The 12467-nt window shown below is 57.9% G+C and carries 11 protein-coding genes; 7 read left to right on the forward strand and 4 right to left on the reverse strand.

The features are described 5' to 3' along the window. Positions 1 to 51: 51 nt before the first annotated feature. The 3 genes from hisC to L0664_RS01325 are packed head-to-tail and all read left to right on the forward strand — an operon-like array spanning position 52 to position 2641. A complete protein-coding gene (gene hisC / locus L0664_RS01315) occupies positions 52 to 1137 on the forward strand; it encodes a histidinol-phosphate transaminase (protein WP_235223821.1) in 1086 nt (361 codons plus the stop codon). After that, entirely contained in the window at positions 1134 to 2048 is a 915-nt protein-coding gene (locus L0664_RS01320) for a prephenate/arogenate dehydrogenase family protein (protein WP_235223822.1), read from the forward strand. The genes hisC and L0664_RS01320 overlap by 4 nt, the downstream gene beginning before the upstream one ends. 20 nt (positions 2049 to 2068) lie before the next feature. After that, positions 2069 to 2641, forward strand: a complete 573-nt coding sequence (locus tag L0664_RS01325) for an extensin-like domain-containing protein (RefSeq protein ID WP_235223823.1) — start codon at positions 2069 to 2071, stop codon at positions 2639 to 2641. Here the strand turns inward: L0664_RS01325 and L0664_RS01330 are convergent. Then, a complete protein-coding gene (locus L0664_RS01330) occupies positions 2638 to 3633 on the reverse strand; it encodes a DUF2125 domain-containing protein (protein WP_235223824.1) in 996 nt (331 codons plus the stop codon). The genes L0664_RS01325 and L0664_RS01330 overlap by 4 nt on opposite strands. A gap of 64 nt (positions 3634 to 3697) precedes the next feature. On the opposite strand from L0664_RS01330, the gene L0664_RS01335 reads away from it, so the two are divergent. From L0664_RS01335 to L0664_RS01345, 3 genes are all read left to right on the forward strand, one after another. Further along, a complete protein-coding gene (locus tag L0664_RS01335) occupies positions 3698 to 4219 on the forward strand; it encodes a gamma-glutamylcyclotransferase (protein ID WP_235223825.1) in 522 nt (173 codons plus the stop codon). 70 nt (positions 4220 to 4289) lie between these two features. Continuing rightward, on the forward strand, positions 4290 to 5468 hold the full coding sequence (locus tag L0664_RS01340; RefSeq protein ID WP_235223826.1) for a biopolymer transporter ExbB: 1179 nt from the start codon (positions 4290 to 4292) through the stop codon (positions 5466 to 5468). 3 nt (positions 5469 to 5471) lie between these two features. Continuing rightward, on the forward strand, positions 5472 to 7346 hold the full coding sequence (locus tag L0664_RS01345; protein ID WP_235223827.1) for a peptidoglycan -binding protein: 1875 nt from the start codon (positions 5472 to 5474) through the stop codon (positions 7344 to 7346). A 69-nt stretch (positions 7347 to 7415) separates the two neighbouring features. On the opposite strand, the gene L0664_RS01350 is transcribed toward L0664_RS01345, so the two are convergent. The 3 genes from L0664_RS01350 to gloB all read right to left on the reverse strand — a co-directional run bounded on the left by L0664_RS01350 (position 7416) and on the right by gloB (position 11653). Further along, positions 7416 to 8372 (reverse strand): M23 family metallopeptidase, encoded by a 957-nt coding sequence (locus L0664_RS01350; protein WP_235223828.1) that lies wholly within the window; start codon positions 8370 to 8372, stop codon positions 7416 to 7418. After that, a complete protein-coding gene (clpA, locus tag L0664_RS01355) occupies positions 8372 to 10693 on the reverse strand; it encodes an ATP-dependent Clp protease ATP-binding subunit ClpA (protein ID WP_235223829.1) in 2322 nt (773 codons plus the stop codon). The genes L0664_RS01350 and clpA overlap by 1 nt, the downstream gene beginning before the upstream one ends. 198 nt (positions 10694 to 10891) lie before the next feature. Beyond that, positions 10892 to 11653, reverse strand: coding sequence for a hydroxyacylglutathione hydrolase (gene gloB, locus L0664_RS01360; protein WP_235223830.1), 762 nt, complete (start codon positions 11651 to 11653; stop codon positions 10892 to 10894). A 61-nt stretch (positions 11654 to 11714) separates the two neighbouring features. Between gloB and L0664_RS01365 the strand changes: the two genes are divergently transcribed. Beyond that, positions 11715 to 12461, forward strand: coding sequence for a class I SAM-dependent methyltransferase (locus L0664_RS01365; protein WP_235224878.1), 747 nt, complete (start codon positions 11715 to 11717; stop codon positions 12459 to 12461). Positions 12462 to 12467 lie beyond the last annotated feature (6 nt).

A 12467-nucleotide genomic window follows, 5' to 3' on the forward strand; every position in this document is an offset into this window, starting at 1 on the left:
TCTGCGTCCCTGCCGCATTAGAAGGGCAGGGACGCTATTTGGACGGACCCGATGACTAAGATCAAAGCACAACCCGGCATTATGGACATCGCACTGTATCAGGGCGGCAAAAGCCATGTGGACGGTGTTGAAAATGTCCTGAAACTGTCGAGCAACGAAAACCCGTTTGGCCCCTCCGAGGCTGCCAAAGAAGCGCTTGTTCGGGCGTCCCACACGCTCCACCGCTATCCGTCCACGGATCATGGCACCTTGCGCGCTGCAATCAGTGACGTTTGGGGGCTGGACCCGGACCGCATCATCTGCGGCAACGGGTCGGGTGAAATCCTAATGATGATTGCACAGGCCTTTGCAGGCAAAGGCGATGAGGTTCTGTTCACCGAACACGGCTTTGCCATGTATCCGATTTATGCCAACGCCAATGGCGCGAAACCTGTTGTGGTGGCCGAACGGGATCGTGTCGTGGATGTGGATGCATTGCTGGCGGCCTGCACCAAGAAAACCAAAGTGTGCTACATCGCCAACCCCGCCAACCCGACAGGCACGATGATCGGTCAGGGTGATCTGGAACGCCTCGCGGATGGGCTGCCCGCCGGTGCTGTGCTGGTGCTGGACGGGGCATATTCCGAATACGTAGAAGGGTATGATGCGGGCAAATCGCTGGTGGACAGCCGGGACAACGTCATCATGACGCGCACGTTTTCCAAGATTTACGGTTTGGGCGGTCTGCGGATCGGATACGGCTACGCAAGCCAGCAGATCATCGATGTGCTGATGCGTATTCGCGGTCCGTTCAATATTTCCGCACCCGCATTGGCCGCCGCAGAGGCCGCGATGCGCGATGTCGCACACACCGAAAAATGCCGCACCGACAATGCCAAACAACGTGATTGGATGGCAGGGGCGTTGGCTGAAATCGGGTTGCCATCCGATATATCGACAGCAAACTTCATCCTTGTGCGGTTCGCCTCCGAAGCCGACGCGAAGGCCTGCAATGATCATCTGATGACCCAAGGGATCATCGTGCGTTTGGTCGGCGGCTATGGCTTGCCGAACTGCCTGCGCATCACTGTCGGCGATGAGGCATCGTGCCGCCGCGTGGTCCACGCCATTGGCCAATTCAAAGGGGCATCAAAATGACCGTGATGTACAATCGCGTTGCATTGATCGGCCTTGGCCTGATTGCATCATCCTTGTTTTGGGCGATGAAACGGGGCGGCCTTGCGGGCGAAACCGTCGGGTATGCGCGGTCCGCCGCGACTCGCGATACTGCGCGCAACATTGGCCTGTGTGACCGTATCTGTGACAGTGTGGCCGATGCCGTCGCGGACGCGGACCTTGTGATCCTGTGTGTGCCCGTGGGCGCGATGGATGCCGTCGCTGCCGAAATCGGCCCCTTGTTGAAAACAGGTGCAGTGGTGTCTGACGTGGGGTCGGTGAAACGTGCGGTGATTGATGCCGTCAGCCCGCATATACCTGATGGCGTGCATTTCATTCCCGCACACCCGCTGGCAGGCACCGAACAATCCGGGCCCGAATCTGGTTTCGCGGAATTGTTCGACAACCGCTGGTGTCTGTTGACCCCGAATGGCGCGGACGCGGCCGAGGTTGCGAAATTGCGCACCTACTGGGAAGCACTGGGCAGCAATGTCGATGAAATGGACGCGGACCACCACGATTTGGTGTTGGCCGTCACATCGCACACACCCCACCTGATCGCATACACGATGGTCGGCGTGGCCGATGACCTAAGCCGCGTGAGTGAAAGCGAAGTGGTGCAATTTTCCGCGACGGGTTTTCGGGATTTCACCCGCATCGCAGCGTCTGATCCGACCATGTGGCGCGATGTGTTTCTGAACAACAAAGACGCGACCCTCGAAATCCTGGGCCGTTTCACCGAAGAACTATTCGCCCTCCAACGTGCGATCCGACAGGGCGACGGCGATTTGTTGCACGACTATTTCACGCGCACCCGTTCCATCCGGCGCGGCATCATCGAAGCCGGCCAAGACACAGACGCCCCTAACTTTGGCCGGTATCCGAAGCCATGAAGGTCTGGGGCGCATTCATATTGGTAATCGCGCTGGGAGGCTGTTCGCGCGAGGCACCCGAACCTACCGTTGGTCCGGGCAATGTGTGCGGTGATCCGGCGTTATTTGGTGAAACCATCGGCACGGTGGATGGCGCAGGGGCCTGCGGGATCGAAAATGCAGTGCGTTTGACGTCCGTGTCCGGCGTGACGCTGTCGACCCCGGCGATCATCGATTGCGGAACCGCAACCGCGTTGAAAACATGGATCGAAACCGGCGCACGCCCTGCGGTCGGTGATACAGGGGGCGGCCTGTCGTCCTTGCGGGTGGTGGCACATTATTCGTGCCGAAGCCGCAACAACCAATCGGGCGCACGTTTGTCCGAACACAGCTTTGGCAACGCGATTGATATTGCGGGCGTCGGGCTTGTCGATGGGACGGAAATGACAGTTCTGAGCGATTGGAACGGCCGCTACGCCAGCCAGTTGCGCCAGATGTGGCAGGCGGCCTGTGGTCCGTTCGGCACGGTTCTGGGGCCAGAGGCAGACCGGTTCCACCGTGATCATTTTCATTTTGACACAGCCGATTACCGATCAGGCAGCTACTGCCGTTAACGCAGCAGCGGCGCGGCCCCCAGCGGCATCGCGCCCAGCATCATGTTCCCGTCTGTGATGTTTAGCGTCAGCGTCAGCGTGTCGGGAATATGGGGTGTTTCGTCCATATTGTTGGCGATTTCTAAAACAAGAAAACGGCGATCAGCGTTCACCACACCTGTGGACACGGCCAAATCCAGCGCTTGTTGCCAGTTGCGCGCCGAGATTGAAATTGATCCGTTCAAAACCCCGAAATCATCTGGCGTGACGTCCCCGATGGCTGACAGGGACATATCCCCCCACGCCAGCGCAAATTCCGTAATACTGAGCGTTTCGATCTGGGCAGACATCGCCGCGTCACCGTTCAGCTCAATCGGGGCGGATAGGGTCACGTCACTGTCAAACCGCAGGTTTTGAATAATTGGCGGTTGCAGGTTTTGGGGGTCAATCATTCGGCGGATGTCTTCGGGCAACACGATGGATCGGGCCTCAACGAAGGCGTCATAGGTCTGCGTTGTGCCGGGGCTCAGGCGCATCGCGGCCAGAAGGCTGGCCATGGCCAGTTCGGCACCTTCTTCACTGCGGATGCGCGGATTGTCCGCCTCGATCGTGGCGGTTTGAAACGCGAGCGCGGCATTGGCGCGTACTTTGCCGGACGCGCGCATGTCGTTGGTGATCAGCGTGAACACTTCGCCATCAATGTCCAATGTTTGTTCTTGTGGGAAAACGGCGATCACCTCGTTGGGGCGATAGGACAGCGCGAACAGTTGAAACGTCGGCGCAAAATAGGTCACGCGGCCTGTCGGATCATAAAATTCCAGATCCGTGATCGTGGTGTCAAAGCGTGACGGAAACCCGCGTGTGTGCAGCGTGTCGTATGATAAATCATAATCGCCCGCATCAACCTGCACCAAGGCCTCGGTCAGCCGATCCTGAATTTGGGACCGCCCCACAAACCAGTAACCGCCATACAGCGTTGCGGCCACAACCACGAGGACAATGAGTTTACGCATCTGTGACCCTTTCATCAGACCAGTGATTGGTGTTTAGAGGACGCGAAAGAGAAGGGCCATAACAATGACAATGTGGGTGTTTGGGTACGGATCATTGCTGTGGAATCCGGGGTTTGAACCCGCAGAGGCCGTGACGGCAACATTGCACGGATACCATCGCAGTTTCTGCATGCTGTCGATCCACCACCGCGGCACAGTCGATGAACCGGGTCTGGTGCTGGCGCTGGACGCCGCGGATGCGACCTGCACAGGTGTAGCGTTTCGCGTCGCCGAGGCGGACGAAACCCGTGTTCTGGCCGAACTGCGCGAACGTGAATTGATTTCGAGCGCCTATTTAGAAGCCCAGGTGCCACTGGCCCTGAAAGACGGGCGCGACGTTCAGGCCCTGGCCTATGTGATCAACCGCGATCACGAACAATACTGCCAATACGACCTTGAAAAGCAGGCGCAGCTTATTGCGCGATCCGTTGGCGGGCGCGGTCCGAACCCTGAATATCTGTTCAATACTGCGGATCATTTGGTCATGATGGGGATTAAGGATCCTGATATGGCGTGGCTTGTGGCGCGTGTGCGCGAATTGACGTGATTTTGTTTGGGGTTTGCGCGCCGACCCCCTATTATGATTGTTAACAAACAACAAAGAGGTGCCTGATCCCATGGCAACAGGGGACCAAAAGGCCGAGCCGCAGTTCTCACAACCTTGGCGCCAGATCATTTCGATGCTGGTGGTTTTGGCGTTGGTCTGCGCGGGCGTATATGTGGCTTTTCCACGGGTCGGACCCGTGTTTTTGGCCAATCCATACCTGAACGGGTTTATTTTTCTGGTCTTCGTGATCGGCGTGTTGTCGTGTTTCGGGCAGGTCTGGCAGCTGATCAAATCCGTCGGCTGGATTGAGGCGTTCGCGAGCGAAAAGCTCGGTTCTGATGTGATCAAGGCGCCGGGGCTGCTTGCACCTTTGGCGACGCTTTTGGGATCGCGCGGGGCGCGGATGCAATTGTCGTCCAGTTCCTCACGATCCATCCTCGATTCCGTGTCCCAGCGTATTGACGAAGATCGTGAAATCACGCGATATATCGTCAACACATTGATTTTTCTTGGTCTTTTGGGCACGTTTTATGGCCTTGCAACCACGGTGCCGGCCTTGGTCGAAACCATCCAATCCCTAACCCCCGGCGAAGGCGAAACCGGCGCACAGGTGTTTGAACGCTTGCAGGCGGGCCTCGAAAGCCAGTTGGGCGGAATGGGAATTGCGTTCGCGTCGTCCCTGCTTGGTCTTGCAGGGTCTTTGGTCGTCGGGCTTTTGGAACTGTTTGCAAGCCACGGGCAGAACCGGTTTTACCGCGAACTCGAAGAATGGTTGTCCACGATCACGCGCGTCGGGTTGGCCGCAAATGACGAAGGCGGTGGCGATCAATCCGCGATGGCGGGCGTCGTTGATCATATGGTTGAACAGATGGAACGCATGCAGGTGATGTTTGCCGCGTCCGAGGCCAGCCGCACAGAAGCCAACGAACGTATCGGCGCGCTTGCGGGTGCTGTTGAACAACTCGCTAAAGGCACGTCAACAGACGAAGCATCGGCGCAACTGACCCGCGTGGCCGACGCCCAAGAAAGCCTGATTGCTGCGCTGAAAGATACGGGCATGGAAGGCATCGACGCCGAAAGCCGGATGCGGTTGCGGTCCATCGATGTCGGTTTGCTGCGCGTTCTTGAAGAAATGGCCGCCGGACGTCAGGAAATCATTCAGGACCTGCGCGCAGACATGGCAGGGCTGACCAAGGCCGTGCGCCAAGGCACACGCGAGGCGCGCAAAACCAATCAGGATGGCGGCTAAGTCATGGCCTTAAGCCGCAGAACAGGTGCGCGTTTTCAAGCGTCTATCTGGCCGGGCTTCGTAGACGCGATGACCGGGCTATTGCTGGTGCTGATGTTTGTCCTGACCATTTTCATGGTTTTGCAATTCGTCCTGCAAGAAACGATCACTGGGCAGGAAAACGAGCTGGATGAGCTGAACGCGCTGGCCAATTCGCTGTCGCAAGCCTTGGGGATGCAAGAACAACGCTCGGCTGATCTTAATGCGCAGGTCGGCACGTTGTCTGCTGATCTGGCAACCATGCAAACCGCGTTGAACGACAGTGAGGCCGCTGTTGCGCGACAAAATGCGATTATCTCACGGCTTAATACCGACCTTTCGAACGCAACTGCGCGCATCACGGGGTTCGAGGCGCAAGTGGCGGGATTGTTGGCGCAACGCCGTGATGCAACGGCGGCGATTGAAGCGCTGGAAGCCCGTGAGGCCGAGCTGATTTCATCCCAAGAGGCGTTGAACCTGGCATTGGCACAAGCACGAGACGAGATTGATGCGGGTGCAGAAGCCGCACGACTTGCCGCCGCGCGCCGCGAAGCCCTAGAGGCCATGATTGCTGAACTTGAAGCAGACGGCACTGCGGCGGACGAACAGATTTCCGCGCTCGAAGCCCAGCGATTGGTTGATGCAGCCGCCGCCGAAGCCCTGCGCGCGCGCCTTGAAAATGCGGACACGGAACTGACCGCGATGACGCTTGCCCTGGAAGAACAGCGGCGCGATGCAGAAAACACACTGACATTGCTCGCTGCGGCCGAGGCGGCGCGGGATGATTTGGACAGCAATCTTGCGATTGCATTGCTGGCCCAACAAGAAGCAGAGGCAGCCGCGCAATCCTTGGGCCTTGAGCGGGAGGAGCTCGCGCAGCGATTGGCCGCAGCCGTTGAGGATCAACAGGACGCGGATGTGACGCGCGCCGCGCTTGAGACGCAGTTGGCCCAAGCACTGATCGCGCGCACGGAGTTAGAGGCTGCTATGTCTGATGCCGCAGACCAACGGGCGACCTTGGGCGATGAATTGGCCGCAGCTGTTGCGGCGTTGGCGGCGGCGCAGGCGTCTTCGGGGGCTGTTTCAACCGATCTGGATCGTCAGACAGCGTTGCTTGCACAAGCGAACGAAGCGTTGTCCCAAGAACAAGCCTTGTCTGCCGAAAGCCAGCGGCAGGTCGCATTACTGAACGAGCAAGTGGCCGCGCTGCGCAGCGAATTGGGCCGCCTGCAAGGGTTGCTGGATTTGGCAAACGACGAAGATGTAACGGCAAACGTACAGATCGAAACTCTGACGCAGGATTTGAACACGGCCATGGCGCGGGCGTTGCTAGCTGAACGGCGCGCCAGCGTTCTGGAAGCCGCTGAGCTGGAACGCCTCGCGGCAGAAGCGGTTGAATTGGAACGGTTCCGGTCGGATTTCCTTGGCCTGCTGCGCGGGGTGCTCGAAGGTGTCGACGGCGTGCGGATTGAAGGGGACAGGTTCGTGTTCTCCTCTGAGGTGCTTTTCGAACAGGGCGCCGCCGAACTGTCTGCCGAGGGACGCCAGGAAATAGCCAAAATTGCCCAAATTTTGCGCGACGTCGCGGGGGAAATCCCGGATGAGATCGATTGGGTCATTCGTGTCGACGGGCACACCGACAATGTGCCGCTGTCGGGCGCAGGCGCTTTTGCCAACAACTGGGAGCTAAGCCAGGCACGCGCGCTTTCCGTTGTGCTATACATGGTGAATTTCCTTGCGATTCCGCCAGATCGCTTGGCGGCGAACGGGTTTGGGCAGTACCAGCCATTGAACCCGGCAAACACGGATGAAGCCCGCGCGCAGAACCGCCGGATTGAGCTAAAGCTGACAGAGCGGTGATCTGAAGGAGCGGCTTCGACGCGCATGATCCTTGGCGCGTGGCGCTGGCACGAGACAATCGCGGGGCAGTTACGGCAGGGTGATGACCGTGATTTGACGGTCAAGTTCGACGCCATCGCGCATTTGGATCGCCGTGCCCGTATAGTTGCCCGCAGGAAAACCAACGTCTGGCGGATTCAGCCCGCCGGCGCGCATGAACAGGGCTTGTTGACGATCCAGCACATCTTCGGTTTCAAAAAGCGGGCCGCCGGGCCCTTCAATCGATAAGGTCATGACATCCCCCGCTTGTGCGCCAAATGCAAAGGCCCACAAAACAATTGGTGCATCCGACATCAGCGTTTGCGCCGCTGCAGTGCCTGCTTTTACGGCTGCGTAGTTCGGGATTTTGGCGGAAAACCCTGTCGCAAGTAGGCCGCCAGTCGGTGTGGTGATTGAGGCATCCCAAAGGCCATCGACAGGTGCAGCGTTGCAATCTGTCTGTCCTTCAGGCGCAAACGGATCAACCATTTGCCCACCTTGACGCACCGAGATGTGGACATGCGGGAACTGGGTGCGCCCCGAAAGACCAACCAGACCCAAGACATCACCGGTTTCGACGATATCGCCGGGCAGGACCGAGACTGAGCCCATGCGCATGTGACAATACTGGGTTTCCCACCCATTATCATGCACGACAACGACACCATTTCCGCAATCGCGCCCATTGATTTCGCCAGCCAGATCAAGCGTATACAGCACATCACGCATGTCATTGCGCACGCCGCGCACGGTACCAGCCGCCGCTGCGAGAACGTCGACACCATCTTCCATTGCAGTAAGGGAGATCAGCCCGAAATCCGTGCCTTTGTGGCCATCATAAGTGAGGACGCCACACTGGAAATCTGACGCGCCTTCGGTGGGGTCATGATCGACGTAATTCTGGATATAACAGCTGTCGCCCAAGGTGCAGTCGATCGGAAGGGCGAGGGAAATATCCTGCGCCACGGCGGGCATGGCGCAGGATAGGAGTGCAAGTGTAAGGCGCATTAGTCCGCTGCGAGGAGGGGTGGTTTGTCCTTAGAAATACGAGCCTTTTCCGGAGGTTCGATCTGCAAGTCCAATTCACCTTTTTTCATACCAACTTTGACGTGGCCACCTTTGGCGAGGCTGCCGAATAACAACTCTTCGGCCAGTGGTTTTTTGATGTGTTCTTGGATCACACGGCCCAGCGGACGCGCACCCATTTTGTCATCATAGCCCTTGTCAGCCAGCCATTCAGCCGCCGGGCGTGTCAGTTCAATCGACACATTGCGGTCCATCAATTGGGCCTCAAGCTGGAGGACGAATTTTTCGACCACCTGCAAGATCACTTCTTTGCCCAAAGGCGCAAAGCTGACCACTGCATCCAAACGGTTGCGGAATTCCGGCGTGAACGTCTTCTCGATGGCTGCTGTGTCTTCGCCTGTGCGGCGATCACGGTTAAATCCGATCGCTTCTTTCGCCATTTCAGAGGCACCTGCGTTGGACGTCATGATGATGATAACATTGCGGAAATCGGTTGTCCGGCCGTTATGGTCGGTCAGTTTGCCGTGATCCATCACCTGCAACAGAATGTTGTAGACGTCCGGGTGGGCCTTTTCCATTTCATCAAGCAGCAATACGCAGTGTGGATTTTGATCAACTCCATCAGTCAGCATGCCACCTTGATCAAAGCCGACGTAGCCGGGAGGGGCACCGATCAGACGTGAAACCGCGTGCTTTTCCATATATTCAGACATGTCAAAGCGCATCAATTCAACGCCCAAAGTATCAGCCAACTGCTTGGCGACTTCGGTTTTGCCCACGCCTGTCGGACCCGCGAACAGGTAGTTTCCGATAGGTTTTTCAGGTTCGCGCAGACCCGCGCGTGCCAGTTTGATGGCTGAGGACAGCGCCACAATTGCATCGTCCTGCCCGAACACCACGCGTTTGAGGCTTGATTCCAGATCTTTCAGAACTTCGGCATCGTCTTTCGTGACATTCTTTGGCGGAATGCGGGCAATTTTCGCGACTACGGCCTCGATCTCTTTGGCGCCGATGGTCTTACGGCGCTTGGATTCGGTAACCAGATGCTGTGCGGCACCTGCTTCGTCGATCACATCGATCGCTTTGTCAGGCAGCTTGCGGTCATTGATATAGCGCGCGGCGAGTTCCACGGCGGATTTGATCGCGTCCGCGGTGTATTTGATCTGGTGGTGGTCCTCGAAATACGGCTTCAACCCTTTCAAAATCTTGATTGAATCCTCAACCGAAGGCTCGTTCACGTCGATTTTCTGAAAACGACGGGCGAGTGCGCGGTCCTTCTCGAAATGTTGGCGGAACTCTTTGTAGGTTGTCGAACCCATGCAGCGCAGTTTGCCGCCCGCAAGCGCGGGTTTCAGCAGGTTGGACGCATCCATTGCGCCGCCAGACGTGGCACCTGCGCCAATTACAGTGTGGATTTCGTCGATGAACAGCACCGCATCGTCGTGATCCTCAAGTTCGGTCATGACGGCCTTCAGGCGTTCTTCGAAATCACCGCGGTAACGGGTTCCGGCCAGCAGCGCGCCCATGTCCAACGAATAGATCGTCGTTTCAGACAGGACCTCGGGCACTTCGCCGTTAACCACTTTGCGTGCCAAACCTTCCGCGATGGCGGTTTTGCCAACACCTGGATCACCCACCAAAAGGGGGTTGTTCTTGCGGCGGCGGCACAGCACTTGAATGCAGCGTTCGACTTCGTGGTCGCGCCCGATCAGCGGGTCAACATCGCCTTCCTGGGCTTTGACGTTCAGATCGACACAGTATTTCGCCAGCGCGCTTTCGTCCTTACCGGAATCACCTGCTGCCTCTGCTTCTTCATCCAATGATGGGGCGCCTGATACCGGGCGCGCTTCGCCGAATGCGGGGTCTTTGGCGACACCGTGGGCAATGAAATTCACTGCGTCATAGCGCGTCATATCCTGATCTTGCAGGAAGTAGGCGGCATTGCTTTCGCGTTCGGCAAAGATCGCGACCAGCACATTTGCGCCAGTGACTTCGGTGCGCCCGCTGGATTGGACATGGATTGCCGCGCGTTGGATCACGCGTTGGAAGGCGGCTGTCGGGACCGCTTCGGACCCTTCGACTTCGGTCACCAGCGTGGACAGGTCGTCCTCGATAAAATCATCAAGCGTTTTGCGCAATTCTTCGAGATCAACCGAACAGGCCTTCATGACGCGTGCGGCGTCAGGCTCATCGATCAGGGCGAGCAACAGGTGCTCGAGTGTGGCGAGTTCGTGTTTGCGCGCATTGGCCAAGGCCAGCGCGGAATGAATGGACTGCTCAAGCGTTGTCGAAAATGATGGCACGTTGCGTGCTCCTCTTTATCGGGGGTCTGCGCGGGTCTGTGTTTCGCGCCAACCGTGACCTCTTATAGTTAAATTTCGGCTTATTCTGCGCGGCTTCAAGGAAAAACTTGCCACGATGTTGTTACATTGTGTCTTTTGTAGCCTGCATGTGCGTCTGACAGGCCTGTTTTTTAGGCGTATGCGGCGATTTCCGGCGTTCTAGAAAACATCGCGTTTTTTGCGCACGGCGGTAAAGACATCGACCGGATCGGTGTTGGTTAACCCCATGGCAGATTGAAGCGCGCCCACATCGGCACGCAGGAACGGGTTGGTGCGCTTTTCGACGCCGAGGTCAGATGGGACTGTCGGGTGCCCTGCGGCGCGGGTTTTGGTGATTTCGTCTACCCGAGAGATAAGGTCCGCGTTCTCAGGTTCAATAGTCATCGCGAACGCCGCGTTCGTTTCGGTATATTCGTGCCCCGAACAGACCCGCGTATCATCGGGCAGGGCGCGGAGTTTTTGCATCGAACCCCACATCTGCGCGGGCGTGCCTTCGAACAATCGCCCACACCCCAGCGCCATGAGGCTGTCGGCAGTGAACACAATGCCAGAACCCGCAAAGTGCAGTGCGATATGGCCAATGGTATGCCCGGACACATCCATCACATGCGCATCTTCGCCACAAATGCGGACAACGTCCCCTTCAGCTATTGCGAGATCGAGGCGGGGCAGGCGGTGCGCGTCTGCCTGGGCACCGATCACCCGCGCCGATCCCCGAAGCGGTGCAAGCCCGTCCACATGATCCCAATGATGATGGGTCAGCAAGATATCCGTCAATGTCCAGCCTTGTGCGTCAAGTGCCGCCTGAATGGGCGGCGCATCCGGCGCATCCACCAGCAACGTCTGTTCTGTATCCGCGTTGTGCAGCAAATAGGCGTAGTTATCCGCCAGGCAGGGGATCGTGAGCAGTTCGAGGGGCATGGCGTTGTCACCTTGTGTTGCTATGGTATCTTAATTGTCGCTGAAACGACGTGGGGCCGCAATGCATCTGGACGTGCATGATCTTCGGGAATTTTATTATCGCAGCCCGCTTGGGCGTGCGGCCCAAAAGGTTATCCGTACAGAACTGGTGCGGATGTGGCCCGATGCAAGGGCACAAACTGTTGTTGGGTTCGGATTCGCGGTGCCGCTGTTGCGCCCGTTTCTGGGTGAGGCGCGCCGCGTTATCGGGCTGATGCCGGGCCCCCAAGGCGTGATGCCATGGCCCGCAGGGGAAAAGAACGTCAGCGTGTTGTGCGAAGATACGTTGTGGCCGCTTGCCGCCGGTTCGGTGGACAAATTGGTGCTGCTGCACGGTTTGGAAACGTCCGATCATCCTATGGCGATGTTGGATGAATGTTGGCGTGTGCTGGCCCCTGAAGGGCGGGCGGTGTTTATTGTGCCTAACCGCACGGGGCTTTGGTCACGTTCGGACGCAACGCCGTTCGGGTTCGGGCGACCCTATTCCATGGGGCAGCTCGAATTGCAGCTGCGCTCCATCGGGTTGATCCCGACAAAAACGCTTTCGACGCTGTATCAACCCCCATCGGCCAAACGCGGCTGGCGCAAGCTGGCCAATACAATGGAAAGTGCCGGACGTCATTTACCCGTGTTCGCAGCGGGCGGTGTTTTGATGGTGGAAGTCACCAAACAGGTGCCCCAGCCAAAACGCCCGGGCCTGACAGAGGCGGTCAAACGGCCCCTGCGTGTGCTTGAGGGCATGGGCGGCCCCGTGGTGAAGCCGATCTAGGGCCAG

Origin of the sequence: Octadecabacter dasysiphoniae (assembly GCF_021532615.1) — a bacterium.
Taxonomy (GTDB): Bacteria; Pseudomonadota; Alphaproteobacteria; order Rhodobacterales; family Rhodobacteraceae; genus Octadecabacter; species Octadecabacter dasysiphoniae.

What these genes read in the sequence shown, in the direction of transcription:
- hisC (WP_235223821.1), top strand. Translation starts at nt 52, where the DNA reads ATGACTAAGATCAAAGCACAACCCGGCATTATGGACATCGCACTGTAT.
- L0664_RS01320 (WP_235223822.1), top strand. Translation starts at nt 1,134, where the DNA reads ATGACCGTGATGTACAATCGCGTTGCATTGATCGGCCTTGGCCTGATT.
- L0664_RS01330 (WP_235223824.1), bottom strand. Translation starts at nt 3,633, where the DNA reads ATGCGTAAACTCATTGTCCTCGTGGTTGTGGCCGCAACGCTGTATGGC.
- L0664_RS01335 (WP_235223825.1), top strand. Translation starts at nt 3,698, where the DNA reads ATGACAATGTGGGTGTTTGGGTACGGATCATTGCTGTGGAATCCGGGG.
- L0664_RS01340 (WP_235223826.1), top strand. Translation starts at nt 4,290, where the DNA reads ATGGCAACAGGGGACCAAAAGGCCGAGCCGCAGTTCTCACAACCTTGG.
- L0664_RS01345 (WP_235223827.1), top strand. Translation starts at nt 5,472, where the DNA reads ATGGCCTTAAGCCGCAGAACAGGTGCGCGTTTTCAAGCGTCTATCTGG.
- L0664_RS01350 (WP_235223828.1), bottom strand. Translation starts at nt 8,372, where the DNA reads ATGCGCCTTACACTTGCACTCCTATCCTGCGCCATGCCCGCCGTGGCG.
- gloB (WP_235223830.1), bottom strand. Translation starts at nt 11,653, where the DNA reads ATGCCCCTCGAACTGCTCACGATCCCCTGCCTGGCGGATAACTACGCC.
- L0664_RS01365 (WP_235224878.1), top strand. Translation starts at nt 11,715, where the DNA reads ATGCATCTGGACGTGCATGATCTTCGGGAATTTTATTATCGCAGCCCG.